This window comes from Sphingomonas yunnanensis (assembly GCF_019898765.1).
In the GTDB taxonomy this organism is placed as follows: Bacteria; Pseudomonadota; Alphaproteobacteria; order Sphingomonadales; family Sphingomonadaceae; genus Sphingomonas; species Sphingomonas yunnanensis.
In genome coordinates, this window is the sequence record NZ_JAIOKB010000001.1 from 360,328 (window position 1) to 385,481 (window position 25,154).

Annotated in this window: 28 protein-coding genes, 1 tRNA gene and 1 riboswitch; of the genes, 5 read left to right on the forward strand and 24 right to left on the reverse strand. The window is 72.6% G+C overall.

From position 1 onward, the window contains the following. Nucleotides 1-4: 4 nt before the first annotated feature. From cobS to K7957_RS01670, 7 genes are read right to left on the reverse strand one after another with little or no spacing between them, the layout of a single operon-like run. The gene (gene cobS, locus K7957_RS01640) at nucleotides 5-712 is read right to left on the reverse strand and encodes an adenosylcobinamide-GDP ribazoletransferase (RefSeq protein ID WP_223011071.1); all 708 of its coding nucleotides are present in this window, start codon (nucleotides 710-712) and stop codon (nucleotides 5-7) included. Then, the gene (locus K7957_RS01645) at nucleotides 712-1,251 is read right to left on the reverse strand and encodes a histidine phosphatase family protein (RefSeq protein ID WP_223011072.1); all 540 of its coding nucleotides are present in this window, start codon (nucleotides 1,249-1,251) and stop codon (nucleotides 712-714) included. The genes cobS and K7957_RS01645 overlap by 1 nt, the downstream gene beginning before the upstream one ends. 23 nt (nucleotides 1,252-1,274) lie before the next feature. Next, complete coding sequence (cobT, locus tag K7957_RS01650) at nucleotides 1,275-2,288, reverse strand: nicotinate-nucleotide--dimethylbenzimidazole phosphoribosyltransferase (RefSeq protein ID WP_223010256.1); 1,014 nt, start codon at nucleotides 2,286-2,288, stop codon at nucleotides 1,275-1,277. Further along, the gene (locus K7957_RS01655; protein ID WP_223010257.1) at nucleotides 2,285-2,698 is read right to left on the reverse strand and encodes a DUF1636 domain-containing protein; all 414 of its coding nucleotides are present in this window, start codon (nucleotides 2,696-2,698) and stop codon (nucleotides 2,285-2,287) included. Before K7957_RS01655 ends, cobT begins: the two co-directional genes overlap by 4 nt. Next, the gene (gene cobO, locus K7957_RS01660) at nucleotides 2,698-3,300 is read right to left on the reverse strand and encodes a cob(I)yrinic acid a,c-diamide adenosyltransferase (protein ID WP_223010258.1); all 603 of its coding nucleotides are present in this window, start codon (nucleotides 3,298-3,300) and stop codon (nucleotides 2,698-2,700) included. The genes K7957_RS01655 and cobO overlap by 1 nt, the downstream gene beginning before the upstream one ends. Next, a complete protein-coding gene (locus K7957_RS01665; RefSeq protein WP_246616605.1) occupies nucleotides 3,297-4,007 on the reverse strand; it encodes a CbtA family protein in 711 nt (236 codons plus the stop codon). Before K7957_RS01665 ends, cobO begins: the two co-directional genes overlap by 4 nt. Before the next feature lie 15 nt (nucleotides 4,008-4,022). Next, a complete protein-coding gene (locus K7957_RS01670) occupies nucleotides 4,023-4,244 on the reverse strand; it encodes a CbtB domain-containing protein (protein WP_223010259.1) in 222 nt (73 codons plus the stop codon). Between the two features lie 196 nt (nucleotides 4,245-4,440). Between K7957_RS01670 and K7957_RS01675 the strand changes: the two genes are divergently transcribed. Beyond that, nucleotides 4,441-5,016, forward strand: a complete 576-nt coding sequence (locus K7957_RS01675; protein ID WP_223010260.1) for a histidine phosphatase family protein — start codon at nucleotides 4,441-4,443, stop codon at nucleotides 5,014-5,016. On the opposite strand, the gene cobF is transcribed toward K7957_RS01675, so the two are convergent. From cobF to cbiE, 5 genes are read right to left on the reverse strand one after another with little or no spacing between them, the layout of a single operon-like run. Then, nucleotides 4,958-5,734 (reverse strand): precorrin-6A synthase (deacetylating), encoded by a 777-nt coding sequence (cobF, locus tag K7957_RS01680; protein ID WP_223010261.1) that lies wholly within the window; start codon nucleotides 5,732-5,734, stop codon nucleotides 4,958-4,960. The genes K7957_RS01675 and cobF overlap by 59 nt on opposite strands. Then, the gene (locus K7957_RS01685; protein ID WP_223010262.1) at nucleotides 5,731-7,020 is read right to left on the reverse strand and encodes a cobyrinic acid a,c-diamide synthase CobB; all 1,290 of its coding nucleotides are present in this window, start codon (nucleotides 7,018-7,020) and stop codon (nucleotides 5,731-5,733) included. Before K7957_RS01685 ends, cobF begins: the two co-directional genes overlap by 4 nt. A gap of 11 nt (nucleotides 7,021-7,031) precedes the next feature. Beyond that, the gene (gene cobM, locus K7957_RS01690) at nucleotides 7,032-7,799 is read right to left on the reverse strand and encodes a precorrin-4 C(11)-methyltransferase (RefSeq protein ID WP_223010263.1); all 768 of its coding nucleotides are present in this window, start codon (nucleotides 7,797-7,799) and stop codon (nucleotides 7,032-7,034) included. Beyond that, nucleotides 7,796-8,155 (reverse strand): cobalamin biosynthesis protein, encoded by a 360-nt coding sequence (locus K7957_RS01695; protein WP_223010264.1) that lies wholly within the window; start codon nucleotides 8,153-8,155, stop codon nucleotides 7,796-7,798. The genes cobM and K7957_RS01695 overlap by 4 nt, the downstream gene beginning before the upstream one ends. Beyond that, entirely contained in the window at nucleotides 8,152-9,354 is a 1,203-nt protein-coding gene (gene cbiE / locus K7957_RS01700; RefSeq protein WP_223010265.1) for a precorrin-6y C5,15-methyltransferase (decarboxylating) subunit CbiE, read from the reverse strand. Before cbiE ends, K7957_RS01695 begins: the two co-directional genes overlap by 4 nt. Here cbiE and K7957_RS01705 point away from each other — a divergent pair. Beyond that, nucleotides 9,353-10,102 (forward strand): cobalt-precorrin-6A reductase, encoded by a 750-nt coding sequence (locus tag K7957_RS01705; protein WP_223010266.1) that lies wholly within the window; start codon nucleotides 9,353-9,355, stop codon nucleotides 10,100-10,102. The genes cbiE and K7957_RS01705 overlap by 2 nt on opposite strands. On the opposite strand, the gene cobJ is transcribed toward K7957_RS01705, so the two are convergent. The 11 genes from cobJ to yajC form a co-directional block, all read right to left on the reverse strand. Then, nucleotides 10,078-10,830, reverse strand: coding sequence for a precorrin-3B C(17)-methyltransferase (gene cobJ, locus K7957_RS01710; protein WP_223010267.1), 753 nt, complete (start codon nucleotides 10,828-10,830; stop codon nucleotides 10,078-10,080). The two genes, K7957_RS01705 and cobJ, sit on opposite strands and share 25 nt — an antisense overlap. Further along, nucleotides 10,827-11,552, reverse strand: a complete 726-nt coding sequence (gene cobI, locus K7957_RS01715) for a precorrin-2 C(20)-methyltransferase (RefSeq protein ID WP_223010268.1) — start codon at nucleotides 11,550-11,552, stop codon at nucleotides 10,827-10,829. The genes cobJ and cobI overlap by 4 nt, the downstream gene beginning before the upstream one ends. Beyond that, the gene (locus K7957_RS01720) at nucleotides 11,549-12,178 is read right to left on the reverse strand and encodes a precorrin-8X methylmutase (RefSeq protein ID WP_223010269.1); all 630 of its coding nucleotides are present in this window, start codon (nucleotides 12,176-12,178) and stop codon (nucleotides 11,549-11,551) included. The genes cobI and K7957_RS01720 overlap by 4 nt, the downstream gene beginning before the upstream one ends. After that, the gene (locus K7957_RS01725; RefSeq protein ID WP_246616606.1) at nucleotides 12,179-13,342 is read right to left on the reverse strand and encodes a cobalamin biosynthesis protein CobG; all 1,164 of its coding nucleotides are present in this window, start codon (nucleotides 13,340-13,342) and stop codon (nucleotides 12,179-12,181) included. After that, entirely contained in the window at nucleotides 13,339-16,770 is a 3,432-nt protein-coding gene (cobN, locus tag K7957_RS01730; protein ID WP_223011074.1) for a cobaltochelatase subunit CobN, read from the reverse strand. Before cobN ends, K7957_RS01725 begins: the two co-directional genes overlap by 4 nt. 7 nt (nucleotides 16,771-16,777) lie before the next feature. Continuing rightward, entirely contained in the window at nucleotides 16,778-17,815 is a 1,038-nt protein-coding gene (gene cobW / locus K7957_RS01735) for a cobalamin biosynthesis protein CobW (RefSeq protein WP_223010270.1), read from the reverse strand. Nucleotides 17,816-17,987: 172 nt separating this feature from the next. Then, a riboswitch (cobalamin riboswitch) is annotated at nucleotides 17,988-18,216 on the reverse strand. 65 nt (nucleotides 18,217-18,281) lie between these two features. Further along, nucleotides 18,282-18,731, reverse strand: a complete 450-nt coding sequence (locus K7957_RS01740; protein WP_223010271.1) for a DUF4126 family protein — start codon at nucleotides 18,729-18,731, stop codon at nucleotides 18,282-18,284. Between the two features lie 145 nt (nucleotides 18,732-18,876). Further along, nucleotides 18,877-19,263 carry an MTH938/NDUFAF3 family protein gene (locus tag K7957_RS01745; protein ID WP_223010272.1) on the reverse strand — a complete coding sequence of 129 codons (387 nt, stop codon included), beginning with the start codon at nucleotides 19,261-19,263 and terminating at the stop codon, nucleotides 18,877-18,879. After that, on the reverse strand, nucleotides 19,263-20,234 hold the full coding sequence (secF, locus tag K7957_RS01750; RefSeq protein ID WP_223010273.1) for a protein translocase subunit SecF: 972 nt from the start codon (nucleotides 20,232-20,234) through the stop codon (nucleotides 19,263-19,265). The genes K7957_RS01745 and secF overlap by 1 nt, the downstream gene beginning before the upstream one ends. A 73-nt stretch (nucleotides 20,235-20,307) precedes the next feature. Further along, nucleotides 20,308-21,909, reverse strand: coding sequence for a protein translocase subunit SecD (secD, locus tag K7957_RS01755; RefSeq protein ID WP_223010274.1), 1,602 nt, complete (start codon nucleotides 21,907-21,909; stop codon nucleotides 20,308-20,310). A 1-nt stretch (nucleotide 21,910) separates the two neighbouring features. Beyond that, the gene (yajC, locus tag K7957_RS01760; RefSeq protein ID WP_223010275.1) at nucleotides 21,911-22,249 is read right to left on the reverse strand and encodes a preprotein translocase subunit YajC; all 339 of its coding nucleotides are present in this window, start codon (nucleotides 22,247-22,249) and stop codon (nucleotides 21,911-21,913) included. Between the two features lie 181 nt (nucleotides 22,250-22,430). Between yajC and K7957_RS01765 the strand changes: the two genes are divergently transcribed. Beyond that, a tRNA-Pro gene (locus K7957_RS01765) sits at nucleotides 22,431-22,507 on the forward strand. 374 nt (nucleotides 22,508-22,881) lie between these two features. Here the strand turns inward: K7957_RS01765 and K7957_RS20730 are convergent. Then, nucleotides 22,882-23,214 (reverse strand): DUF3768 domain-containing protein, encoded by a 333-nt coding sequence (locus K7957_RS20730; RefSeq protein WP_425517141.1) that lies wholly within the window; start codon nucleotides 23,212-23,214, stop codon nucleotides 22,882-22,884. 729 nt (nucleotides 23,215-23,943) lie between these two features. Between K7957_RS20730 and K7957_RS01775 the strand changes: the two genes are divergently transcribed. Both K7957_RS01775 and K7957_RS01780 read left to right on the forward strand, forming a co-directional pair. Beyond that, complete coding sequence (locus tag K7957_RS01775) at nucleotides 23,944-24,150, forward strand: cold-shock protein (protein WP_223010277.1); 207 nt, start codon at nucleotides 23,944-23,946, stop codon at nucleotides 24,148-24,150. Between the two features lie 99 nt (nucleotides 24,151-24,249). After that, nucleotides 24,250-24,459 carry a hypothetical protein gene (locus tag K7957_RS01780; protein ID WP_223010278.1) on the forward strand — a complete coding sequence of 70 codons (210 nt, stop codon included), beginning with the start codon at nucleotides 24,250-24,252 and terminating at the stop codon, nucleotides 24,457-24,459. Nucleotides 24,460-25,154 lie beyond the last annotated feature (695 nt).

The following is a 25,154-nucleotide window of genomic DNA, read 5'->3' on the forward strand; positions in this document are numbered from 1 at the left end:
ACGCTCAGCCCAGCGCGACGACGATGACGAGGAGCCCCGTCTCGACCAGCTCGATCCCCGCGCCGTGCGCGTCGCCGTTGATCCCGCCGAGCCGCCGCCTCAGCCACTGGCCGTACAGCGCGATCAAGGGCATAGCGGCCAGTAGCGCCGGCTCAAGCACGCCCGCGGCGAGCAGCAGCGCGCTCCAGCCGAGCAGGTCGCGCGCGCGCACCGCCTTCGCCAGCGTCGCGCCGAGACCCGGCTTGAGCGGCGGCAGCCAGCGCGCCCAGGCGAGCGGCCCGGTACGCGCCGCCGCGGTGACCAGCGGCAGCGTCCACCAGCCACCGGGCGGCAGCGCGTGGAGCAGCACCAGCTTGGCGAGCAGCTGGAGCGCGATCGCGACCACGCCGAAGCTTCCCACCTGCGGCTCGGCGAGCACGCGCAACAGTCGCGTCCGGTCGCCGTGCGCGGCGCCCAGCGCGTCGGCGAGGTCGCTGAGCCCGTCGAGGTGGAGCGCGCCGGTGACCGCCGCCCAGGCGACCAGCGCGGCCAGCGCGCCGAGCCACGGGTCGCGCGCGCCCGCCGCCGCCCCCGCGCCCGCGACGATCGCCCCGATAATGAGGCCGGCGACGGGATAGCAGCGGATCGAGGCGACCCAGTCGCGCTCGCTCGCTTCGACGCGCGGCAGCGGCAGCCGCGTGAGGAAGCCGAGCGCGACGATCAGCGCGCGGATCATCGCAGCGCGGTGATCTGCGTCACCGGCGCGACGTCGCCCCATCGTCGCAGCGTCACGGCCGCGGCATAGGGCAGGTCGAACATCCAGACCTGGCGCGGGTCGAGCCCGCAGGTGACCGCGAGCGCGGCACGGATCGCGCCGGCATGGGCGACGACGAGCGTGTCAGCGGCGAGAGCGTCGAGTGCCGCGCCGACGCGCGCGGTCAGCCCCGACCAGCACTCCCCGCCCGGCGGCGCGGCACCGTCAGGGTCGGCCCAGAAAGCGGCGAGCCGGTCGGGGTCGAGTGTTCCGGGATGGCGGCCGTCCCACTCACCGAAGTCGAGCTCGCGCCAGCGCGCGTCCACGCGGATCGGCACTTCGGCCGCGCGCGCGATCGCGGCGCCGCAGTCGCGCGCGCGTGCCAGGTCCGAGGTCACCACGCGCTCGAACCCGAGCGGGGCAGCGGCAGCGACGCAGCTCGCCAGCCCGGCGGCGGTGACGCGCACGTCGCTGCGACCGTTCAAATGGCCCTCCTTATCCGTGGCCCCGTGCCGCATCAGGTGGAGCGTGACCGGCGCGGTCACCCGGCGCTCACCCCGGCCTCGGCGAAGGTCGCCATGCGCTCATGCGCGGCGAGCGCCGCGCGGACGAGCGCGGCCGCGAGCGCGCCGCCGCTCGCCTCGCCCAGCCGCAGGTCGAGCGCGAGGAGCGGGGTGAGGCCGAGCCCGGCGAGCAGCCGCGCGTGCCCCGGCTCGGCGGAGCGATGCCCGGCGAGACAATGGTCGGTGATCGCCGGCGCGGCGACCGCGAGCGGGGCGAGCGGCGCGGTGGCGATGAAGCCGTCGAGCAGCACCGGTACGCCGGCATGGCGCGCCGCGATCACCGCACCCGCCATGGCGGCGAGCTCGCGCCCGCCGAGCCGCCGCAGCGCCTCGAACGGCGTGTTGGCACGCGCGCGGTGGAGCGACAGCGCGCGCGCGACCGCCTCGCGCTTCGCGGTCGCCGCGAGGCCGCTGACCCCGCTGCCCGGGCCGACCCAGTCCACCGCGTCGCCGCCGAGCGTCGCGGCGCAGAGTGCGGCGGCGACGGTGGAATTGGCGATGCCCATCTCGCCCGGCACGAGCAGGTCGAGCCCCGGCTCGACCGCGGCGGCGCCGGCCATCAGCGCCTCGCCGCACTCGGCCTCGCTCATCGCCGCGGTCTCGGCGATGTCGCCGGTGGGTCGGTCGAGCTCGAGCGCGGTGACCGTCAGCTCCAGGCCGGAGGCGTAGGCGAGCGCGTTGATCGCGCCGCCCCCCGCGGTGAAGTTCGCCACCTGCTGCGCGGTGACCTCGGGTGGGAAGGCGCTGACGCCGCGCGCGGCGACGCCGTGGTTGCCCGCGAAGATCGCGACCCGGCCGCGCTCCAGCTTCGGGATCGCGCGCGCCTGCCAGCCCGCCATGAACAGCGCGATCTCCTCGAGCCGCCCGAGCGAGCCGGGCGGCTTGGTAAGCTGCGCCTGCCGCGCCGCCGCGGCGGCGCGCGCGGCCGCGTCGGCGGCCGGGAGGGTGCGCAGCGCGGCGTCGAGCGCGGCGGGCGTGTCGAGCCGAATCATGCGACGACATATCCTTCGGGCGGGGTGCGGGTGAGGAAATGCCCCTTCACGCCGGCCGGCCACTCCTTGAAGGGTACCTGGCCGGTCTCGCTCGCCGCGTAGCGCGCGGCATAGTCGAGGATCGCGCGTGCGGACTCGTCGCAGGGGGCGAAGCGGCCGAGCACATAGCCCACCTTCCCCGGGGCGCGCAGGTGGACGGTGCAGAAGTCGCCGCACGCGAACAGGCACGGCATCTCCTCGACCGTGACCGCTGCATAGGCCGGGTCGCTTCCCTGGAGCGCGCGCAGCGCCGCGGCCAGGCGTGCGCCGCCGCGCGCGCCGTCCGTATCCTCGCGCGCGGCGGCGCTGTGACGGCAGGTGTTGCACGCCACCACCGACGTGCCGGGCGCAGTCGCTCGAAGCGTGACCATCAGAACTCCACCCCGGGCTGTGCCTTCACCCCGCCGCGGAACGGGTGTTTGACCTGGGTCATCTCGGTGACGAGGTCCGCGGCCTCGATCAGCGCGGCGGGCGCGTTGCGCCCGGTGACGACGAGATGAGTCATCGCCGGCCGCGCGGCGGCGACCGCGAGCACGTCGGCGACCGGCAGATAATCGTAGCGCAGGACGATGTTGAGCTCGTCCGCGATGACCATCGCGTAGGACGGATCGGCGACCATCCGCGCGACTTCGTCCCAGGCGGCGCGCGCGACCGCGACGTCGCGGGCGCGGTCCTGGGTGTCCCAGGTGAAGCCCTCGCCCATGGCGCGGAAGGTGACCAGGTCAGGGAAGGCGTCGAACACGGCGCGCTCGCCCGTGGACATCGCGCCCTTGACGAACTGGACGATGCCGACCCGCATGCCGTGCCCGATCGTGCGCACCGCCATGCCGAAGGCGGCGGTGGTCTTGCCCTTGCCCGCGCCGGTGTGGACGATCAGCAGACCCTTCTCCTGCGTCTTGGTCGCCATCATCGCGCGCCGGCCCGCCTGGACCCGGCGCATCTTCTCGGTGTGGCGCTGCTCGGTCGCGGTCATCGTGCCACCCGCGGCGCGAGCAGCGGCTGGGCGAGCCGCCCGAACAGCTCGGCGGTGCTGAGCCAGAAGATCATCTGCCCCGCGATCGCCGCGACGCGATACTGCCACAGCAGCGAGGCGGGGAAGTCGGTGGGCACCTCGTCGACGTGCGGCAGCAACAGGGCGACCAGCGCGACGGCGGCGACATAGACGAGCCCGCCCGCGAGCCAGCGGTCGAGCCGGGTTACGACCGCGCCGAGCCGCTGCGCCGTCCACGCCCCGGCGAGCGCGGCGAGCAGCGATCCCGCCAGCATCGCGAGGAACGCGCCGGTGCGCAGCCGCACCGTCTCGTGCAGCCCGACCGCGGGCGGCGTCGGCGGGTATTTGAGCGCGGGCGCGAGCACCAGCACGACGCAGGCGAGCGCGGCGAGCAGCAGCGCGAGCGCGCGCGGCGGGATCGCACCGACCCGGCCGTGACACGCCGCCACCACGATCGCGAGCAGCCCGCCCAGCGCCGCGCCGTAGAGCATCATCGCGGTGTACAGCCCCAGCGTCTTCTGCGTCGCGCGCGATACCAGCTCCACTCCGCTCTCGTGCGCCGCGTGGCGCGCCTCGAACGCGATCGCGGCGTCGACGTGCGGCTCGGCGACGATCAGCGCGAAGGTGGCGGCGACGAACGCGCCGGCGAGCCCGGCGAGCATCCCTCGCCAGAGCAGCAGCCCTGTCATGATGTGACCTTGCGCTTAGTGGCAGGGAAAGCCGAGCAGGTGTCGTCCGTCATGGACGAACTCGTGGACGTACATGCCCTTGAACAAAGCGAAGGCGCCCTGCTCGGTGCTGACGAAGTAGAGCAGGATCAACGCCACGATCGCGGCGAAGACCGCCCAGGGCGCGATCTCGGCGAGCGGGATCGCAGCGGCGGGAGCAGGGGCGGGAAGCGGGCGCGCGGCGACGCGGCTGGTCATCGGTTCGGCTCCAGTCCGGGGAAGCGCGCCCGGAATAGCGGTGGACGCGCCGGGCGGGGTCTGACTCTCGACAGCGCAGGGGCCGTCGATCACAGTGGCGCGACCGCGCCGGAGTCTCACCGGCTTCCCGCCCGGTGCTGAGGAACGCAGCTGTGACGGCTGCACGGCACCGCGTCAACCGAGCAGGAGCCCCATCGTGACCGTTCGCCTGCTGCTGCTCTGCGCCGGCGCCACCGAGGCGACGCGCGCAGCGCGCTTCGCCGCGCCCGGCGACGCGCTCGACCCCGCCGGCCTCATCAAGGTACGGGCGTTGCGGCTCGGCGCGGCGGCGTCGTGGCGCTGCGTCGCCGCGCCCGAGCGGTCGGCGCGCGAGACCGCGGCGGCGCTGGGCCTGCCCGCGACCGACGAGCCGGCGCTCGCTGACCGGGACGCCGGCGCGTGGCGCGGTCGCGCGCTGGCGACGCTGCCCGCGGAAGAGCTCGCGGCGTGGATCGCGACCCCCGAGCGCGGTGCACCCGGTGGCGAGTCGCTCGACGCGGTGCGCGCGCGGGTCGGTACGTGGCTCGACTCGCTCGCCGCGCGGGGCGAGGGGCGATGGCTCGCGGTGACCCATGCCGCGGTGGTCCGCGCCGCGCTGGCCCATGCGCTCGCGCTGCCGGTCGCCGCGACGCTGGCGATCGACGTCGCACCGCTCGCCATCGTCGTGCTGTCGTTCACCGATCGCTGGCGGCTGCGCGAGCTGCGTCGCGGCGGAGCAGATAACAGTCCATGATCCAGCCGTGCCGTGCGCGCAGCAGCGTGCGCTCATCGCGGATCGCGGGCGCGGTCGCGGCGAGCGGGCCGGCGAGCAGCGACTCCTGCGCCATGCCGAGGTAGGCGCCCCACCAGATCGACGTGCACGCCGTATCGAGCCGCTCGAACGCGCAGCCCGAGTCGAGCATCACGGCCACCATCTCGGTGCCGGCGGGCCAGCCCTCGGCAGCCAGCCGCCGCCCGGTGGTGACGAGCAGGGGCGTCCCGAGCCCGGTGAGCGGGATGGCATGCGCCGCGGCGAGCGCCTGCAGGCTGGTGATGCCGGGCACCACCTCGACCGTCACCGGCATCGCGCCGGCGCGGAGCCGCGCGGCGATGCGCAGGCTGCTGTCGTAGAGCGACGGGTCGCCCCAGACGAGCAGCGCCACCCGGCCGCCGTCGGGCAAGTGGCGCGCGATCGCCCCCCGCCACGCCGCCGCGATGGCGTCGTGCCACGCGTCGACCCCGTCGAGGTAGGGCAGCGTCGGGTCGCGCCCGGGCATGTCGAAGGTCGCGGTTCGCGCGGTCTCACCGACCACCGCGGCGCAGATCGCGGCGCGCAGGTCGAGCAGCTCGGCGGTCTCGGCGCGCTTGCGCGGCAGCAGGATCAGGTCGGCGGCGCGCATCGCCCCCTCGGCCGCGCGGGTGAGATGGTCGGGATTGCCGGTGCCGATCCCGATGAGGCTCAGCGCGATCATCGCGCCGCCGCGATCAGGTGGAAGAAGCTGCCGCTGACATGCCCGCGCGCCGAACCGGTCTCCGCCACCGCGACTCCATCGGCGTCGGTCACCGCGGCGAGCGGCGCATCCGGTTGGGCGAGGATCGAGGAATAGTGGAATTCGTGCCCGAACAGGATCGTGTCGGCCGCGAGGGCGCCCAGCCGCTGCGCCAGCGTCGCCCGCCGATAGCCGAGGTGCAGCCGCCGGGTCGCGTGGCTGGTCACCAGGCCGAGCAGCCCGGCCATGCGGTGCCGGGTGCCCTCGGCGTCGACCAGCGCCTCGCCGAGCACCATGTAGCCGCCGCACTCGCCGTGAACGGGGCGCGTCTCGGCGTGCGTACGCAACCCGGCGAGGAACCGCGTCGCCGCGGCGAGACGGCCGGCATGGAGCTCGGGATAGCCGCCGGGCAGCCAGATCAGGTCGGCGTCCGCCGCCGGCGACTCGTCGGCGAGCGGTGAGAAGGGGAGCAGCGTCGCGCCCGCCGCGCGCCAGCCGCTCAGCAGGTGCGGGTAGGTGAAGGAGAAGGCGGCATCCTGCGCGAGCGCGATCCGCTGCGCCGGCGGGTCGATCCGCGGTGACGCTGCCTCGGCGCGCCCGCCCGCGGCGAGGGCGCGCAGGGCAGCCAGGTCGAGATGCGCGCGCACGAAGGCGGCGTGTGCGCCGATCCGCTCCTCGAGGTCGGCGTGCTCGCCCGCCTGCACGAGGCCGAGGTGGCGCTCGGGGAGCCGCAACTCGGGCGCACGCGGCAGAGCGCCGAGCACCGCGATCCCCGCCGCCGCCATGCCCGCGCGCGCGAGTCGCTCGTGCCGCGCGCTCGCCACGCGGTTGAGGATCACGCCGGCGAGACGCAGCTCGGGGTCGAGCGTCGCGAAGCCGAGCGCGGTCGCGGCGGCGGACTGCGCCTGGCCGCTGACATCGAGCACCAGCACGACCGGCCAGCCGAAGCGTCGCGCGATCTCGGCGCCCGCGCCGGTACCGCTCTGCCCCGGCGTCGCGACGCCGTCGAACAGCCCCATCGACGCCTCGGCCAGCGCCAGCTCGGCGTCGCCCGCGCGCGCCACGAGCGCGTCGAGCAGCGCGCCCGGCATCGCCCAGCCGTCGAGATTGTACGAGTCGCGCCCGCACGCGGCGCGGTGGAAGGCGGGGTCGATGTAGTCGGGCCCGCTCTTGTAGGGCTGTACGACGACGCCGTCTTCGGCGAGCGCGCGGAGCAGCCCGAGCATTACCGTCGTCTTGCCGCTCCCCGACGCGGGGGCCGCGATCATCAGGCCCGACGTCACGCCGCCGGCCCGGCGGCAGGGCGGAAGCGGCGCTCATAGTCGGGCGCGTAAAGCCGGCTCTCGTCGAAATGCTCGGCCCCGAGCACGCGGCCAACCAGGATCAGCGCCGTGCGCTCGGGGCCGCCCGCGGCGGCGTCGGCGAGCGTCGCCAGCGTCGCGCGGACCACGCGCTCGTCGGGCCAGCTCGCCCGCCAGACCACCGCGGCGGGGCAGTCGCCACCGTGCGTCGGCAGCAGCGCCGCCGCGACCTCGGCGAGGCGATGGATCGAGAGGTGGATCGCCAGCGTCGCGCCGGTCGCAGCGAAGGCGGCGAGCGTCTCGGCCGGCGGCATCGCGCTGGCGCGGCCGGACGTGCGCGTGAGCACCACCGACTGGGCGATGCCGGGCAGCGTCAGCTCGCTCTCCAGCGCGGCGGCCGCGGCCGCGAAGGCGGGGACCCCCGGTGTCACCGTGACGGGGATACCGAGCGCGCGCAGCCGGCGCATCTGCTCGCCCATGGCGGACCAGACCGACAGGTCGCCCGAGTGGAGGCGCGCCACGTCCTGCCCGGCGGCGTGCGCCGCGACGATCTCGGCGACGATCTGATCGAGCGACAGCGGTGCGGTGTCGATGATCCTGGCGCCGGGCGGGCAGTGGCGCAGCATCGCGGCGGGAATGAGCGAGCCGGCGTAGAGGCACACCGGCGCGGCGGCGATCAGGTCGCGGCCGCGCAGCGTCAGCAGGTCGGGCGCGCCGGGGCCGGCGCCGATGAAATGAACGGTCATGGGATTCCTTGGGCGAGCGCGCAGGTGGCGCGCCGATCGGGGGAGACGCGCCGCGTCGTGAGCAGGCGAGCGCCCCGACCGGCGGCATGGAGCGCGGCGGCCTCGGCGACGCTGCCGGTGCCCCGCGCGGCGAGGCTGACGGGTGAGCGGGTCGGTGTGACAGTGGCGGCGAGTGCCGCGTCCGTGACGGCGGTGAGCGGGATGCCGAGCGCGCGCGCGAGCGGCCTCAGCAGCGCGACCCGATCGGTGGGGGCGGCGAGCCCGTCGACCTTCCGCCCCTCTGCCGCGGCAACCAGCGCTGCGGCGAGCGACTCGGTGGTAGCGCCGGCGCGGCAGCCGAAGCCGGCGACGATCACAGTGTCACGCTCCACTGCACGACCGGGAAGCTGGTGCGCCAGCCGCGCCGTGTGCCGAGCGCCGCCGCCTCCGCCAGCTCGACGCGCAGCAGGGCCCCGCCGTGCGCGGCGTGACGCGCACCGAGCAGCGCCTCCGACTCGAGCGTCACCGCGTGCGCGACGAGGCGCGTGCCGGCGGGCAGCGATTCGAACAACCAGTCGAGCAGCGCGTCGCAGAGCCCGCCGCCGACGAAAACAGCGTCGGGCAGGGGCAGCTCGGTTAGCACCGCCGGCGCCGCGCCCTCGACCAGCCGCAGTCGATCGACCCCGAGCGCCTCGGCATTGGCGCGCGCGCGCGCGGCGCGGACCGGGTCGCGCTCGATCGCCACCGCCGCGGTGCGCGGATGCGCGAGCAGCCACTCGATCGCGATCGAGCCCGCGCCCGCGCCGATGTCCCACAGCAGCTCGCCGGCGCGCGGGGCGAGCGCCGATAGCGCCAGCGCGCGCTGCGGGCGCTTGGTGAGCTGGCCGTCATGCGCGAACCAGTCGTCGGCGAGCCCGCTCGCGCGCGGCATGACGCGGCCGTCGCCGTTCACCGCGATCGCGAGCGCGACCGGGTGCGCGACATCGTCGAGGTCCCATGCTGCGGCCGTGGTCGGGCGCACCCGTTCGCGCGCGCCGCCGAGCGCCTCCAGCACGGTCACCGCGCTCGCGCCGAAGCCCTCCGCGACGAGGTAGCGCGCGGTCTCGGCCGCTACGTCGCCGTCGCGCACCAGCACGATCGCGCGCTCGCCCGGCGCGAGCAGCGGGCGCAGCCGGCTCAGCGGCGCGGCGTGCAGCCCGAGGCAGGCGGCCTCCTCCAGCCGCCAGCCGAGCCGCGCCGCCGCCAGCGCGAACGTCGAGCGCGCTGGGTAAGCCACCCATTCGTCGCGCCCGAGCCGCGCGGTGACGGTGCCGCCCGCGCCGAACCAGAAGGGATCTCCCGAGGCGAGCATCACCGTGGGCCGGCCGCGCCGCGCCAGCAGCCGCTCCACCCCGGCGGAGAAGGGGACGGGCCACTCCTCTCGCGTCGCCGTCAGCGCCGGCAGCAGCGCGAGCTGGCGTCGTGCGCCGAACACGTGCGCGGCGCGGTCGAGCGCGTCGCGGCTTGCCGCGCACAGCCCAGCCGGTCCATCCTCGCCGATACCCACGATCGTCAGCCACGGACCCCGCTCAGCCATGCCGCACCTCCTGATCCTCGGCGGGACCACCGAGGCGAGCGCGCTCGCTGCCGCTGTGGCGGCGCGGGGCGTTCGCGCGATGCTGAGCTACGCCGGCCGCACCGCGCACCCGCGCGCGCAGCCGGTGCCGGTGCGCGTCGGCGGTTTCGGCGGCGCGGAGGGTCTCGCCGCCTGGATTCGCGCCGAGCAGGTCACGCATGTCGTCGACGCGACCCATCCCTTCGCCGCGCGGGTCAGCGCCAACGCGGTCGCGGCGGCGGGGCAGGCGGGCGTGCCGCTGGTCGCGCTCACCCGGCCGGCGTGGCATGCCGCGGCGGGCGATCGCTGGACGTCTGTCGCCGACCTCGAGACCGCCGTCGCCGCGCTCGACGGACCGCCGCGGCGCGTGATGCTCGCGCTCGGGCGGATGCACGTCGAGCGCTTCGCGGCGCGACCGCAGCACGACTATCTGCTGCGCTTCGTCGATCCGCCCGAGCGACCGCCGGCGCTGCCGAACCACCGCCTGGTGATCGATCGCGGCCCCTTCACCGCGGCGGGCGACCGGCGGCTGCTGGAGGCGCATCGCACCGAGCTGATCGTGTGCAAGAACGCGGGCGGCGAGGGCGCCGCGGCCAAGCTCGCCGCGGCACGCGCGCTCGGCGTGCCAGTGCTGATGATCGACCGTCCCGCGCTGCCGCCGCGGCGGACGTGCGAGAGCGTCGCGGCGGTGCTCGATTGGCTCGATCACGCGACCGACCGCGGCGTGTAGAGCCAGGGCGCGCCGGCGCGTTCGATCAGCCGCGTGCGGCTCGAGCCGACGATCACCACCGTCCGCATGTCCGCCATGTCGCCGCGCGCCTCTGGTAGCGGCACGACCTGCAGCGACTCCGCGGGCGTGGTCACCGCGCGCGCGAACAGCACCGGGCGCGGGTCGGTGCAGGTCTCGCGCAGCACGGCGAGCGCGCGATCGAGCCCGTCGGGCCGGGCGACCGAGCGCGGGTTGTAGAGCGCGATCGCGAAGTCGGCCTCCGCTGCCAAGCGCAGGCGGCGCTCGATCAGCGCGGTGGGCTTGAGATTGTCCGACAGGTTGATCGCGCAGAAATCATGCCCCAGCGGCGCGCCGGCACGCGCGCTGGCGGCGAGCATCGCGGTGATCCCGGGCAGAACGCGGACGTCGAGCGCGCGCCAGCGCGGTTCTCCGCCCTCGATCGCCTCGAACACCGCCGCTGCCATCGCGAACACGCCCGGGTCACCCGAGGACACCACGACGACCCGCGCGCCGGAGGCGGCGAGCGACAGAGCGTGGCGCGCGCGGTCAAGTTCGACGCGATTGTCCGACTCGTGCCGAGTCAGCCCGGCGCGCGGCGCGAGGCGACGCACGTAGGGCACGTAGCCGATCACGTCGGTCGCGGCGGCGAGCGCCGCGCTCACCTCGGGGGTGACGAGCGCCTCGTCGCCGGGTCCGAGCCCCGCGATGGCGAGCCAGCCGTCGCTCACGGGCGCCGCCCCCGGCCGTGGACCAGCACGATCGCGAAATAGGGCGCGGTCTCGCCCGCCGCGGCGAGCGGCACGACGCGCTGCTCGGGCATGGCGGCGTGCTCGACCAGCCAGGCCCTGTCCGCGCATCCCGCCGCGGCGAGCGCGCGACGCAGCTTGGGCAGGTGTCGCCCGACCTTCATCACCACCAGCGCGTCGGTGTCGCGCACGCGACGGGTCAGCTCGGCCTCGGGCAGCGTCGCGGTGGCGACGGTGAGCACGTCGTCGCCCCAGGTGATCGGCGCGCCGCTCGCGGTCCAGGCGCCGGACATGCCGGTGACCCCCGGCACCACCGCCACCGGCACCGCGCCGGCGAGCCGCGCGTGCAGGTGCATGAACGAGCCGTAGAAGAACGGGTCGCCCTCGCACAGCACCACCACCTCTTCTCCGGCGCGGGCGAGCGCGGCGAGATGCGCGGCGCAGTCCGCGTAGAAGGCGGCGAGCTGCGCGTTGTAGGCTGGATCGCTCACCGCCAGCTCGGTGGTGACCGGATATTCCATCGCATATTCGACGACGTCGTCGCGCAGCATGTTCTCGACCAGCCGCCGGGCGTGACCGGGCCGCCCGCGCTTGCGGAAGAAGGCGAGGTGGCGCGCGCCGCGCACCAGCCGGTCGGCGCGGACGCTCATCAGGTCCGCCGCGCCCGGCCCCAGGCCGACGCCGTGGATCGTCCCCACGCTCATTCCGCCGCGCTCGCCAGAGCGTTGACGGCGGCGACCGTGATCGCGCTGCCGCCGAGCCGACCCGTCACGATCGCGCAGGGCACGGGTGCCTCGCACCACAGCGCTGCCTTCGACTCCGCCGCACCGACGAAGCCGACTGGGCAACCGATGATCGCGGCGGGACGCGGGCAGCCGGGGTCGTCGAGCATCGCGAGCAGGTGGAACAACGCTGTGGGCGCGTTGCCGATAGCGACCAGCGCGCCGCCGAGATGCGGGCGCCAGAGTTCCAGCGCGGCGGCGGAGCGCGTGGTGTTCAGCGCCGCCGCCAGCAGCGGCACCATCGGGTCCTGGAGCGTGCAGATCACCGCGTTGTCGGCGGGAAGTCGCGCGCGCGTGACACCCTCGCTCACCATGCGCGCGTCGCACAGGATCGGCGCGCCCGCGGCCAGCGCGGCGCGGGCGGCGCCGGCGAAGCTGGGCGAGAAGCGAATGCTGTCGGCCAGCGCGACGAGTCCGGCGGCGTGGATCATGCGCACCGCGACGGGCTCCTCCTTCGCGGAGAATCGCGCGAGATCGGCCTCGGCGCGGATGATCGCGAAGGATCGGCGATAGATCGTCGCCCCATCGGTCTCATAGGCACATCGCATTCAGGAGGCTCCGAGCTCAGCGAGCAACGCCGCGGCGGTGAGGTCAAGAAGGGCGGGTGGTGAGTCGGCACGGCCGTCTCGGACGAGGTCGTAGCGGCCGGCGCGCCCGACGATCGTGAGCGCCGCGGGCGCGCTGCGGGCGCAGCCCTTGGCGCAGCCGGAGACGTGGATCGGGCCGGCGAGAGAGGCTGATGCGAGGAGGTCGGCGAGCGCGCGGGTGGCGACGCTCGCCTGCGGGCAAGCGGGCGCGCCGACACAGGCCTCGACGCTAGTAGCGGGATCAGCCGCACGCCGGTGGATAGATGTCACCGCCGGTGAGTGCACCGCCACCGGTGCGCCCTTGCATGACAGGAAGTTAGAAGGGCGAGCGCTGAACATGGCAGCTCCTCCAGCTCGCTCCGGGAGGAGTGAGCGCCACGGCGTGACCCGCAGCGCCTCTGCTGCCTCGGCGAGCGATGCCAGCTCCGCGCCGGTGAGCCGGCCGTGGCGCGGCGACACCTGCTCGCCCTGCGACTGCCCGACCAGCGGCCCGACCTCGCCCACCGCCCCGTCCGGCAGCACGGCGGCGTGGCGCGCCATCCGACCCACTGCCGCCCCGCCGCTCGCGATGAACCAGCGCGCGAGCGACACGACCGCGTCGACCTCCCGGCCGCGCACCAGGCGCGCGCCCGTCGCTCGCCCGTCCGCGCGCAGGATCAGCCCGCCATGCACGCCGCGCTCCACCCGCAGATCAGCGGGCGTGTCGCCGAGCACCGAGCGCTCACCCGCGTCAATCGCGATCCCGAACTTGCCCGGCAGCCGGGGCAGCTCGACGCGCCGCATCTCCAGCGCGCGCGCGATCCGATGCGTGTCGTCGTCCGCATGCCAATCCGGCGCCACCGTGAGCGTTACCGCCTCGATCGCGGGATCGGGATCGACCAGTCCGGCCGCCACCAGCCGCTTCACCGCCTCGCCCCAGCTCGCCTCGTCGAAGCCGCGGAGCTGCAGTGCGGCGCGGCGCGTGAGATCGATCGCGCCGTTGCCATTGGCGGCCGCCAGCTCCGCGACGAGCAGCGCCTGGGCGCACGTCAGCCGCGACAGTGGCGGCCGGACGCGGAGCAGCAGCCCGTCACCCGCGGCCATCGGTCGCCACGCGCTCGGGCACCAGCCGCGCACCGCGCTCATGCCGTTTCCCCAAGCGCGGCGACGATCGCGTTGCGCCGCGTCGGCCACAGTCCCGAGCGGTGCAGCGCGCGGAAGCGCGCCTCCATCGCGGCCAGTGCCGCCGGGTTCGCGTCGGCGAGGAAGTCGCGCACCGCCGCGTCGCCGAGTGTCGCCCCGTGGTAGAGGTCGAGCAGCGCTGTCGGCACGACTCGCGTGAGATGCGCGAAGGCGGCGAGATGGTCGAGCGTTGCCGCGATCTCGGCCGCGCCGCGATAGCCGTGGCGCATCATGCCGGCGAGCCAGCGCCGGTTGCCCGCGCGCGCCCGCATCACCCGCGCGATCTCCTCACCGATCGGGCGCGCGCGCGGTGCGGCCGGGTCCCGGCTATCGAGGTGCAGCAGCCGCGCCTCCCCGCCGAGCGCCGCCTTGGCCGCGGCGAAGCCACCGACATGCGCGGCGACGTCGGCGGCGGTGAGCAGATCGCTCTCGGGCAGGTCGTGCGGGTGGACGAGCGCTTCCGCGGCGGCCACGCGGCGCCTGAGCCCCCCGGCGTCCCCGTGCCCGGCAGGGGCCTCGAGCGCGTCGTCATAGGCGTGCGACGAGGCGGCGAACCACCGCTTCCCGGCAGCGGACCGCCCCTCTTCGTCATAGCGTTCGACGCTGTCGCCCAGCCCGACGCCATAGCCGCCCGGCGCCGGGCCATAGACCCGCGGCTCGATCACGTCGGCGGCGAACGGGTTCATCTCGCTCGGCTCGTCGCGCGCATGGAGCGCGCGGACGGCCTGGCCGAACAGCGCGCAGAGCGTCGGGAAGGTGTCGCGGAACAGGCCCGAGATGCGCAGCGTCACGTCGACGCGCGGCCGGTCGAGCAGCGCGAGCGGCAGGATCTCGACGCCCGAGACCCGATCCGAGCCATGGTCCCATTGCGGCGCGGCGCCGAGCAGGTGGAGCGCCATCGCGAACTCCTCACCCGCGGTGCGCATCGTCGCCGAGCCCCACAGGTCCACCACCAGCGCCCGCGGATAGTCGCCCTCGTCCTGCAGGTGGCGGCGCAGCAGCTCATCCGCGAGCGCGACGCCCTGACGATGCGCGCTGCGCGACGGGGTGGCGCGCGGGTCGACGCCGTACAGGTTGCGCCCGGTCGGCAGCACCGCCGCACCGCGCGCGGGCGAGCCGGCCGGCCCCGCGGCGACGCGGCGTCCGTCGAGCGCCGCGAGCCACCCGTCGCGCTCCGCCGCGCCGCTCTCGCCACGGCCGTAGACGTGGAGCCCGTCGCCGAAACGCGAGTCCTTGACGTCGCAGACGAAGGTGTCGATCCGCGTCACCCGCTCGGCGTCACTGGGGCAGGCCGCGAGGTCGAGCTCGGCGGCGAGCCCGGTCGCCGCGGCCTCGTCGGCGATGTCGCCGGCCAGCCGCACGCGCCGCGCCGGATCGAGCCCGTCGGCGGCGGAAAATTCGTCGAGGAGCAGCTCGAGCCGCGCGAGCCCCGCACCCGCCTCGGCGCGTGCCAGCGCTGGCGGCAGGTGACCGAGCGTCACCGCGGCGGCGCGGCGCTTGGCCTGCGCCGCCTCGCCGGGATCGTTGACGATGAAGGGATAGATCAGCGGGGTCGCGCCGATCAGCGCCTCGGGCCAGCACTCGTCCGAGAGCGCCACCGCCTTGCCCGGCAGCCACTCGAGCGTGCCATGCGCGCCGACATGGACGATCGCGTCGCTGCCGCGCGCGCGCAGCCACAGGTAGAAGGCGACATAGGCGTGGCGCGGTACGCGGGCGACGTCATGGTACTCGTCACCGCGCGCGCGCGGGTCGCCGCGCTCGGGCTGGAGCGCGACCAGCGCGTTGCCGCGCTCGAGCGCCGCGAAGTGGAAGTGGCCGTCGGTGACGGCGGGGTCGTCACCGGGGCTCCCCCAGGTGGCCGTCAGTGAGTCCTGAAGGGGGCGGGAAAGCGTCGCGAGGGCGCGCTCGTAGTCGGGGAGCGGCCAGGTTAGGGAGGTCGCGGGATCGTTTGGCGGAAGTGGGGCCGCGCCCTCCTCAACCCGTGCCCCGGCGGAGGCCGGGGCCCAGTTGCGGGCCGCTGCGATCATGTCACCACGGTTGTCCCAACCGGGCCCCGGCGTGCGCCGGGGAACGGACGAAGGACGCGCGCTCGCGTGACTCACCCCACACAGCGCCGATATCCCGCCGATCGCCACATCATAGCCCGCGTCTTCCAGGTCGCTCAGCATCGCCTCGGCGGAGGCGAGCGGGTCGAGCCCGACGGCGTGCGCGTGCTGATAGCTCTTGCCCGGATAGGTCGACAGCACCAGCGCGACGCGCCGCTGGCGGCGCGGCGTGCGCCCGAGTGCGACCCAGCCCGCGACCCGGTCCGCGATCGCCTCGACCCGCGCCACGTCCGGCCGGTGCGTGCGGCGCGCGAACTCCAGCGCTGGATCGCGCGCACCCGCGTCCTTGAAGCTTGCCACGCCGGCGAAGATGCGCCCGTCCACCTCGGGCAGCACCACGTGCATCGCGAGATCCGCCGGCGAGAGACCCCGGACGGCCTCGATCCAGTCGCGCCGCTCGGACGTTGCCAGCGCCACCTGGAAGACGGGTGCGCCCGCGGTATCGAGCGGCGACAAGTCCTCGGCGTTGCCGGCGGCGAAGGCGGTCACGCTGACGATCGCCTCGGGCGCGAGCACGGCGACCCAGCGTCGCAGCCAGCGTCGTGCCTCGGGCTCCTTGAGCGAGGGTGCGAACAGCGCCACCGCGGGCAGGCCGCGCGCAGCGAGCGCCTCGCGCAGCGCTGCGATCGGCGCGACGTCGCCGGCGAGCAGATAGGAGCGGTAGAAGACGATCAGCGCGCGCGGCCGCTCCACAGCGAAGGCGAGCGCCGCGGGGCAGGTGGGCGCGGCGCCCTTGGCCCACGCCCCGACGGCGGCGAGCGGCGGCGCCTCTGCCGGCTGCACGGCGTCGAGCCCCGCGGCACGCGCGAGGAGCGCCAGCGCCCCGCGCGCCGCCTCGGCGCCCCCCGAGTCGCAGAGGCGCGCCAGCGCGCGCAGCTCGACCCGCGGCAGCGTCGAGGCGGCGTCGAGCGCACCGTCCTCACGTCCGTCCGCGGCGAGCACCGCCAGCGCGATGCCGCGCTCCTGCGCCAACCGCGTGAGCTGCTGCAGCCCGTAGCTCCAATAAGAGCGTCCGCCGATCAGCCGCACCAGGATCGCGCGCGCGTGTAACAGCGTCGCCTCGACATAGGTGTCGACCGAGAGCGGGTGCGCCAGTTCGGCGAGGTCGGCGAGGCGCAGCGATGGCAACGCCGACCCGCTCGCGCCGGCGGCGTGCCAGCCCGCGGCGAACGCCTGAAGGTCGCTGTCCGAGAAGGACAGGACGACGAGATCGGCGGGCGACTGCGCGAGGTCGCGCGGCGCCGCGGCCGAGTCGAGCCCGTGCGTCTCGCGGAAGAGGACGTGCATCGCGCGCTCAGCCGGCCAGCGCTGCCCCGACAGTGGCGGCATCGACCCGCCCGCGCTCGGCGATCACGACCAGCCGGGTGCGGCGCGGCTCGTCCGCGCGCCACGGCCGGTCGTAGCTGGTGCGCACGCGCGCCCCGACCGCCTGCACCAGCAGCCGCATCGGCTTGCCGCGCACCGCCGCATAGCCTTTGACGCGCAGAACGTCGCGGTCGCGCGCGAGCGCGGCCAGCTCGTCGGCGAGGGTGGCCGGATCGTCGATCTCGCCGAGTTCGTGGACGAGGCTGTCGAAATCGTCGTGCTCATGGTCGTCCTCGCCGTCGTGATGCGAGGGGCGAGCGGCGAGATCGTCCTCCGCAGCGGCACCGAGCCCGAGGATCACGCCGGGATCGATCGCGCCGTCGACCAGAGCGACGATCGGCACCGGCCGCCGCGCCTCGGCGCGCACGACCGCGCGCGCGGCCTCGACCGCGTCCGCGCCCGCGAGATCCGCCTTGGTGAGCAGCACCACGTCGGCGCAGGCGAGCTGGTCCTCGAACACCTCGGCCAGCGGCGTGTCATGCTCGACCTCCGTGTCCGCCGCGCGCTGCGCCGCGACCGCCGCGGGGTCGGGCGCGAACCGACCGGCCGCCACCGCCTCGGCGTCGGCGAGCGCGATCACGCCGTCGACCGTGACGCGCGAGCGGATCGCGGGCCAGTCGAATGCCTTGAGCAGCGGCTTGGGCAACGCCAGCCCCGAGGTCTCGATCAGGATATGGTCGGGGCGCGGCTCGAGCGCGAGCAGCCGCTCGATCGTCGGAATGAAGTCGTCGGCGACGGTGCAGCAGATGCAGCCGTTGGCGAGCTCGACGATATTCTCCGCCGGGCAGTCCGGGATGGCGCATTGCTCGAGGATCGCGCCGTCGACCCCGAGCGTGCCGAACTCGTTGACGACGACGGCGAGCCGCCGCCCGCCCGCGTGGCGGATGAGGTGGCTGATCAGCGTGGTCTTGCCCGCGCCGAGAAAGCCGGTGACGACGGTGACGGGAACCTTTGAAAGGTCGCGCAAAGATGTTCCTTCGGGGCGCCGCGACGGTGCGTGGACCGGGGCCGAAGGTCGGCCGGCGCGCACCACGGACGGGCGCCCGCCGTCGCCCGTGCCACGCGCCGCTGCGGCCCCGGCCGCATGGCTTCGTCGCTCAGACGGAACACCGTGCCCGGCCATCCCCTGGACCTAAGGCAAGAGCGACCCTGCGCCGGCAGGTATCCTGGCTCGCGGGTCGTCGCTCCCGGCACGGCCTTCCCGGGACGGGGCGAACCCCGCGCTCCAGTGACCGCCCCCCGCCTTCGCAGGAGACATGTGCCGCTCGCTCGCCGCTCACAGTTGCAGGGACAGCCGCGGATTCGGGGAGTCCTCCCCTCACCGCATTCCCATTTGAGCCCCTCGTCGGGGCACCGGCGCGATCGTGGGGCCGGATACCGGCCCCGTCGCGCGGCCTAGCCGATCGTCGCGCCGCTGCCAATATGCGGCGGCGTCACCGTGCGGCGCGCACCGCCAGCGCGGCGGTGCCGAGCGCGATCGCATCCTCCACCGCGCCTGTGCCGATCTGGCCGAAGCGACGCATCGCTGCCGCCCGCGCGCGGAAGGTGACATAGGAGGCGCCGGCTGCCACCCCGGCGCCGAGCAATGCCGCCATCGTCCGCTGCTTCCTCGGCGCGAGGCTCGCCGCGGCGAAGGCGCCGGTCGCGATGCGCGCGACCATGCCGGGCAGGATGATCCGGTCGGGCGCGGTCTTCATCTTGTCGCCGGCGAGCTCACCGGCGGCGAGCGCGAGCGTGCCCGCCGAGACGAGCGGGTGCGCGAGCAGCGCTGGCGCGCCGCCGTCGCGCGGCAGCTCGCCGCGGCGTGCGGCATTGGCGACGGTGGCGAGCGGGGTCATCGCGCGCATGCCCGAGACGGCAGCGATCAACAGCGAGGCGAGCATGGTGGGTGGTCTCCGCGGGGGTGCTGGAAGAACCGTTAGGGCGGGGGAGAGTTCACGTCGTCAGCCGTGTTCCCTCGAACGTAGGAATGGTCGAGCGCGTCGCCGCGGCGCTGGGCCCCTGCGGGCGCAGGAGTACGGCAGCGACTTAGTAATCGAGCGGGTAGAGCGCCGCGGCGATCTGGCGTTCCTCGGCGCGCAGCACGCCCCAGGCACGCGCGGCGGCGCGGCTGTCCATCGCCTCAATGCCGATCCCGCGCGCGTCCAGCGCCGCGACCAGCGCCTTGGGCGCACGACGAAGCGTATCGCCGGTACCGAGTAGCAGGAACTCGATCTGGCTGCCGAAGAGCCGCGCGAGTGCGGTCTCGTCGAGCATCTCTAGTGCCGGTGGCGACCAGTTGTCGGCGCGAGTCTCGGTGAGCAGCAGCGCTGGGTAGACCCCCATCGTCCCGTCGGGCGCGTCGACTCGGTAGCCGCCCGCGCCGAAGCCGCGCACGAGCGGCCCAGGCGCCGGGCGCTCGCGGTCCATCCGCATCAGCTGCGCGGCCCGACGCGCTCGGCGTTCTCGATACCGTTCCGCTTCGGCGCGGCGCCGCCCTCGGGCTCGGCGCGTAGCCCGAGCGAGATCAGCAGCGATGACGAGACGTAGATCGACGAATAGGTGCCCACGACGATGCCCAGGATCATCGCCGCGGTGAAGCCGCGCAGCACGTGGCCGCCGAGGAACAGCAGCGCGAGCAGCGCGAGCAGGATCGTCACCGAGGTCATCACCGTTCTCGGGAGGGTCTCGTTGACCGAAAGGTTGATGATCTCGCGCATGTCCATCTTGCGATAGCGGCGCATGTTCTCGCGGATGCGATCGTCGATCACGATCTTGTCGTTGATCGAATAGCCGATGATCGTCAGCACCGCGGCCACGATGTTGAGATCGAATTCGAACCGCGTGATCGCGAAGAAGCCGAGCGTCATCAGCAGATCGTGGACAATCGCGACGATCGTCGAGACGCCGAACTGCCACTCGAAGCGGAAGATCGCGAACAGGCCGATGCCGAGGATCGCCAGCACCACCGCGAGCACGCCGTTGCGGATCAGCTCGTTGGATACCTTGCCCGACACGGTCGAGTAGCGGAGAAAGGTGCTGCCGGGGAATTTGGCGGCGAGCGCGCTCTCCACCTTGCGCACCGCGGCGTTGGTGGCGCCCTCGTCGCCGCCCTTCTGGACGGGCAAACGGATCGTCAGCGTCTTGCCGTCGCCGATCGGCTGGATGTTGGCCTCGCCGAGCCCCTGCGAGTCGACCTGCGCGCGCACCGCCTCGATCGCGGGCGGCTGCGCGAACTTCTCCTCGATCATCAGGCCGCCTTCGAAGTCGACGCCGAAGTTGAGGCCCTTGTAGACGGTGAGGCCGACCGCGAGCACGCTGAGCAGCAGCGTCAGCGCGAAGGCGATGCCGCGCAGCCGGACGAAGTCGATGTTGGTGTCGTCGGGGACGAGCTTGAGCAGTTTCATAGTACCTCGTCACCCCGTGTCGTGGGTGCCGTGCGAGTGATCATGGTGAGCCCGCGGGCGAGCGCCGCCGCCCTCATATGTTGATCGTCTTCGGCTTGGCGCGGCGCAGCCATCCCGCCACGAGCATGCGCGTGAAGGTCACCGCGGTGAACACGCTGGTGGCGATGCCGATCAGGAGCACCACGGCGAAACCCTTGACCGGGCCCGAGCCCAGCAGGAACATGATGATACCCGAGATGGCGTGGGTTACGTTCGCCTCGAAGATCGTGCGGCTGGCCTCCTTATAGCCGAGCTCGACGGCCTGGACGACCCCGCGACCGCGGTGACGCTCCTCGCGGATGCGTTCGTTGATCAGCACGTTGGCGTCCACCGCGGTACCGATCGTCAGCACGAAGCCGGCGATGCCCGGCAGCGTCAGCGTGCCGTTGATCAGCGCCATCACGCCGAGGATGACGAACACGTTGATGACGACGGCGAGGTTCGCGTAGAAACCGAACCGGCCATAAGTGACGAGCATGAACGCCACCACCAGCGCCACCGCGACGGCGGACGCGAGGATACCGGCGCGAACCGAGTCGACGCCGAGGTCGGGGCCGACGGTCGATTCCTCGACCACCTTGAGGTCGACCGCGAGCTTGCCCGAGCGCAGCGCGATGGCGAGCTGGTTGGCGCTGTCGACGGTGAAGCCGCCGCTGATCGAGGCGCGGCCACCGAGGATCGGCTCGTTGATGTTGGGCGCCGAGATCACCTGATTGTCGATCACGATCGCGAACGGACGGCCGACATTCTCCTTGGTCGCCTGGGCGAAGCGGCGTCCGCCCTGGCTGTCGAAGGTGATCGCCACCTGCGGCGCGTTGGTCTCGGGCGCGAACTCCTGGCGCGCGTCGCTCAGCATGTCGCCGGTGATGATCGCCTGACGCTTGACCGCGATCAGCGGGATGCCCTGTGGGTTGCCGGGGTAGGGCAGGATCTGGTCGCCGGCGGGCGCCTGGCCCTTGGCGAGCGCCTGCGGATCGGCGTTGATGTCGACCAGTTTGAACTCGAGCTTGGCGGTCTTGCCCACCAGCGCCTTGAGCTGCTGCGGATCCTGCAGGCCGGGGACCTGGACGACGATGCGGTTGGTGCCCTGGCCGATGATCGTCGGCTCGCGCGTGCCGAGCGCGTCGATGCGCCTGCGCACCACCTCGACGGTGTCGCTCATCGCGGTCTTGATCGCCTGATCGAGCCCCGCCCGCGTCGGCGTCAGCACGAAACGGCTGGTATCGATGACCTGGATGTCCCACTGGCGCTGGCCCGTCATCCCCGCGCCGGTGCCGGTGATCTGGAGCAGCCGCTCGCGCGCGGCGTCGACCTGGCTGGGATCGCGCAGCAGGAAGGAGAGCTGGCCGTTGCGGCTGGAGATCTCGCCGATGTCGATGCGCGGCGTCTGGCGGCGCATCTCGGTCTGCACCTGCTCGCGCATCGCCTCGACGCGCGCCGCGGCAAGCCCGTCGGTGTCAGCCTCGAGCAGCAGGTAGCTGCCGCCGGCAAGGTCCAGCCCGAGATTGATCTGGGGCGCCCTGATGCCCAAACCCTGGGTGACCCGATCGGGCAGGAAGCTGGGAATCGAGAGCGACACTAGCACCGCCAGCAAAAGCCAGATGGCGGTTACTTTCCAGCGGGGAAAGTCCAGCATGTCAGTCGTTCGCCGGCTTGCCGCCGAGCGGCGTCACTTCCGCCAGCGTCGCCTTGACGACGCGCACGCGGATGTTGGGCGCGATCTCGACTTCGACGAAACCTTCCTCGACCTTGGTGACGCGGCCGACCAGTCCGCCCGCGGTGACGACCGCATCGCCCTTCTTGACCGCGGCGATCGCGTTCTGAAGCGACTTCATGCGACCCTGCTGCGGGCGGATCATCAGAAAGTAGAAGACGACGAACACCAGCAGGAGCGGCGCCAGGCTGATGAAGCCGGCGAGGCCGCCGCCCTGTGCGGCGCCGCCGGCCGTCTGCGCGTAAGCGGGAGGAATGAGCATCGGATTCCGTGCATGACATTGGGGCGGCCGAAACCCGGCCGCACGAAGCCGCTGCCGCTATCATCGCCGGGGCGCGGGCGCAACATGGGCTCGCCCCGCGACGGCGCGCGCGTCGTCCGCCGTGCCCTGTGCCTAGCCGCTTGCAATGCCCTGCGACCGCGCGTAGAGGCGCCCCCTCGGTCGGGGCGTAGCGCAGCCTGGTAGCGCATCACACTGGGGGTGTGGGGGTCGCAGGTTCGAATCCTGTCGCCCCGACCAATGTTTCAAGCGACTTAGCTTTGGCCGCATGGCCGTGCAGCACGGGTCAGCCTTCACATAGCAAGAACGACGCGGTCGATCAGAACCGACTGGCCTCGCTTGCCCAGATGACGCGAGCTAAAGCGTGACAAGGCGCTGTCCGGCTTCTGGGGCGGACGGACCCTTCAAGTCGCGTCGCCGCGAGTAGATCACCCGACGCCGGACGTACGGTCGGGCTGGGGAGCGCCCGACCCTTCGAACCGAGACGAACATGCCCCGATCAGGGTTTCGCTCCCCTTGTATTGGCGCAGTACGCCTCGACGATGCAAACCGGCCCGGGCAGCACCGCTATCAGGTTGGACAGGCATGACGATCGTTCCGGCCTCCGGCTCGGGTCAGAACTCATCGATGCGCGCGTCGCGATCTGATTCGGGCGTCGCGCGGAGACCGGGATGAGCGACCTGTTTTGGCCGACGGACCAGCAGATCGAGCGGCTGCGGCCGTCTCTTCCGAGAAGGCGCCGTCGGTAAGCTCCTTATCCTCGATCGGTTTACCCGCCAGGCAGACGGTGTGCAGGGTAGGCGCTTGCCCTGCAAGCCAAGGGCAGCGAACCTGTGTTCGCTAAGTGGATCGTTCTCGGGCGTGAACGCGTCAAAGGCTTGCACCAGCTTCAGGATGATCGGCAGCGCCTCTGGTGCAAGCGCGAACACACCATGGATACAAACCACTGTCCCCGTGGACGGTCAGCGAGAACGACGCGCCGCTCGGGACTGCGCTCTCTCGCTCGATCGACAAGGGTTTCCCTGGCTCGCGGAGCGCGGCGGCCAGAGACCGACTCAAGTTGGCGGCCGTACCACCGCGACATCCTCGTTCGCAAACGGCGCAGCGGCATGATCAGCACGGCGGACTGCTACTTGTTCGATCACCCGGGTGGCCGAAAAACGCTCCTCGGCGTCTGCGTCGAAGTTCTTGATCGGCGTAGCATAGGCTGAGGCAAATTGACGATGGGACGATCATGCCTCCGGCGTGGCGGCGGCCGCTGCCATGCCCATGTGAATCTGTTGACGACGGTACAATTCGGTGAGGTTCATGGCTGCTCTCCACGCGTAAGCGGGAGCACTATGTCTCTCAGCCGGTGGCGCCGAAGGACTGACCACGACTGATCGGTAAAAACTGGAATTACGCGGCATTTCGACAACGGCGCAATATAAGGCCTCGATAGCTCACTGGCATGAAATCTTTGTCACCAGCCCAGATTACTGTGCATTTTTGTTCGCATCAATCCGTACGAATCAACCCTTCCATTTTCGTTTAAATCGCTTATATTGAGGTGGCTGACGTCGCGTGTGACGGATATACGAGCTGACGTCGTCGCCTCCTTGTCCCTTTCAAGCATCACTGAGGCCGGGATGCGCTGCTTTTGCGCATGCCCGCCAACAATTGGGCAGGACCGTGCTATGACCATCGGAACCGTTAAGTTCTTCAATAACGACAAGGGCTATGGCTTTATCGCGCCAGAGAGTGGCGGCGATGATGCCTTTGTTCACATTTCGGCTGTCGAGCGTGCAGGCATGCAGACGCTCAACAAGGATCAACGGGTCACTTACGAACTCGAGACCGACCGACGTGGCAAGTCTTCCGCGGTGAACCTGCAGGACGCTTGAATGATCGCGGCCGGGCGGGAACCCGGCCAACGCTTGAGCGTGACAGGCTCGCCCGGCTGCGATCCCTATTTATCTGTTCGATGATCCGGAGGCACAATCATGTCGAGAAGCATTCCAAAGCCATTTCTCATTGCCAAAGATGATGCGGGCGCGTTCCGGCTCACGCTGCGGCAGGTTCGGTACAACTCCCAGCATTATCCGATCGTGACCTCCGCCCTTCAGCCGGAGAGCTTCGAGAGCGCCCATGCCGCCCGCGCTTTCGCGAAGCAGCATCATGGCGCCGTTCCCGGTGACTTTGCCGCCAAATAGGTGAGGTGACCGGCTAAACGTTCAGCTTGCGCCGCCTGCCGAGGTGCTTGTCGGATTCAGGTCCTCCGCCGCCAGCAGGCGGATCATCCGAGAGGCTCACGTTCGCCAAGCACGAGTGGAGAGCTCGGTCTTATTCGATGGGTTCGGACCTGACGTCGATCTACTCGATGGTCGCCGAAAGGGCTCGACGTCCTGGTATCGCAGCGTATCGGCTTGCGCTCGATGCGGCGATCGGTTGCAGCTGCTTCCTGATCGCGATTAGCGGCATCAAGGCGCGCTCGTAGAAGTCTCTGCACGCTCTTCTTGGCGGTCCGACCGCGGCAGGAGCAATACTCTGGGACATCGTCGTGAGGTTCTGGGTGCCGTTGGACAACGATGGTGCGAGACGTCCTTATGCTGCTCACGCTCGAGAGGGCATCAGACGTGCAAGGCTGACACCTGACACCTCAGGTTGCCTCGGCGGGGCCGAGTGTCAGATTTAGGCGCGCGGCCATCCGCGAGAGATCAGCCACTTCGCGATCGAGCGTTCTCGCTAGCGCACCGCTTCCATGCCCGGCGAGAATGCCGCCCCGTAAGGCGGTTATATCGCTCTGCGTCCATCGCCGATGCGCGACTCCAGTCGCAACGACCATTATGAAACAAGGTGACGTAGCAGCCAGCCGCGGGCACGTGGCGACGTTACGGAGCTGAGATAG

Excerpts from the sequence above, each read along its gene's own strand:
- K7957_RS01780 (WP_223010278.1), top strand. The coding sequence starts at position 24,250 with ATGTCGAGAAGCATTCCAAAGCCATTTCTCATTGCCAAAGATGATGCG.
- K7957_RS01745 (WP_223010272.1), bottom strand. The coding sequence starts at position 19,263 with ATGCGGATGGACCGCGAGCGCCCGGCGCCTGGGCCGCTCGTGCGCGGC.
- cobT (WP_223010256.1), bottom strand. The coding sequence starts at position 2,288 with ATGATTCGGCTCGACACGCCCGCCGCGCTCGACGCCGCGCTGCGCACC.
- K7957_RS01670 (WP_223010259.1), bottom strand. The coding sequence starts at position 4,244 with ATGACCAGCCGCGTCGCCGCGCGCCCGCTTCCCGCCCCTGCTCCCGCC.
- secD (WP_223010274.1), bottom strand. The coding sequence starts at position 21,909 with ATGCTGGACTTTCCCCGCTGGAAAGTAACCGCCATCTGGCTTTTGCTG.
- cobF (WP_223010261.1), bottom strand. The coding sequence starts at position 5,734 with ATGATCGCGCTGAGCCTCATCGGGATCGGCACCGGCAATCCCGACCAT.
- K7957_RS01665 (WP_246616605.1), bottom strand. The coding sequence starts at position 4,007 with ATGACAGGGCTGCTGCTCTGGCGAGGGATGCTCGCCGGGCTCGCCGGC.
- yajC (WP_223010275.1), bottom strand. The coding sequence starts at position 22,249 with ATGCTCATTCCTCCCGCTTACGCGCAGACGGCCGGCGGCGCCGCACAG.
- secF (WP_223010273.1), bottom strand. The coding sequence starts at position 20,234 with ATGAAACTGCTCAAGCTCGTCCCCGACGACACCAACATCGACTTCGTC.
- K7957_RS01775 (WP_223010277.1), top strand. The coding sequence starts at position 23,944 with ATGACCATCGGAACCGTTAAGTTCTTCAATAACGACAAGGGCTATGGC.
- cobI (WP_223010268.1), bottom strand. The coding sequence starts at position 11,552 with ATGAGCGTGGGGACGATCCACGGCGTCGGCCTGGGGCCGGGCGCGGCG.
- cobN (WP_223011074.1), bottom strand. The coding sequence starts at position 16,770 with ATGCACGTCCTCTTCCGCGAGACGCACGGGCTCGACTCGGCCGCGGCG.
- cobM (WP_223010263.1), bottom strand. The coding sequence starts at position 7,799 with ATGACCGTTCATTTCATCGGCGCCGGCCCCGGCGCGCCCGACCTGCTG.
- K7957_RS01740 (WP_223010271.1), bottom strand. The coding sequence starts at position 18,731 with ATGCTCGCCTCGCTGTTGATCGCTGCCGTCTCGGGCATGCGCGCGATG.
- K7957_RS01705 (WP_223010266.1), top strand. The coding sequence starts at position 9,353 with ATGCCGCACCTCCTGATCCTCGGCGGGACCACCGAGGCGAGCGCGCTC.
- K7957_RS01645 (WP_223011072.1), bottom strand. The coding sequence starts at position 1,251 with ATGCGGCACGGGGCCACGGATAAGGAGGGCCATTTGAACGGTCGCAGC.
- K7957_RS01720 (WP_223010269.1), bottom strand. The coding sequence starts at position 12,178 with ATGCGATGTGCCTATGAGACCGATGGGGCGACGATCTATCGCCGATCC.
- K7957_RS01655 (WP_223010257.1), bottom strand. The coding sequence starts at position 2,698 with ATGGTCACGCTTCGAGCGACTGCGCCCGGCACGTCGGTGGTGGCGTGC.
- K7957_RS01685 (WP_223010262.1), bottom strand. The coding sequence starts at position 7,020 with ATGATCGCGGCCCCCGCGTCGGGGAGCGGCAAGACGACGGTAATGCTC.
- cobO (WP_223010258.1), bottom strand. The coding sequence starts at position 3,300 with ATGACCGCGACCGAGCAGCGCCACACCGAGAAGATGCGCCGGGTCCAG.
- K7957_RS01725 (WP_246616606.1), bottom strand. The coding sequence starts at position 13,342 with ATGAGCGCGGTGCGCGGCTGGTGCCCGAGCGCGTGGCGACCGATGGCC.
- cbiE (WP_223010265.1), bottom strand. The coding sequence starts at position 9,354 with ATGGCTGAGCGGGGTCCGTGGCTGACGATCGTGGGTATCGGCGAGGAT.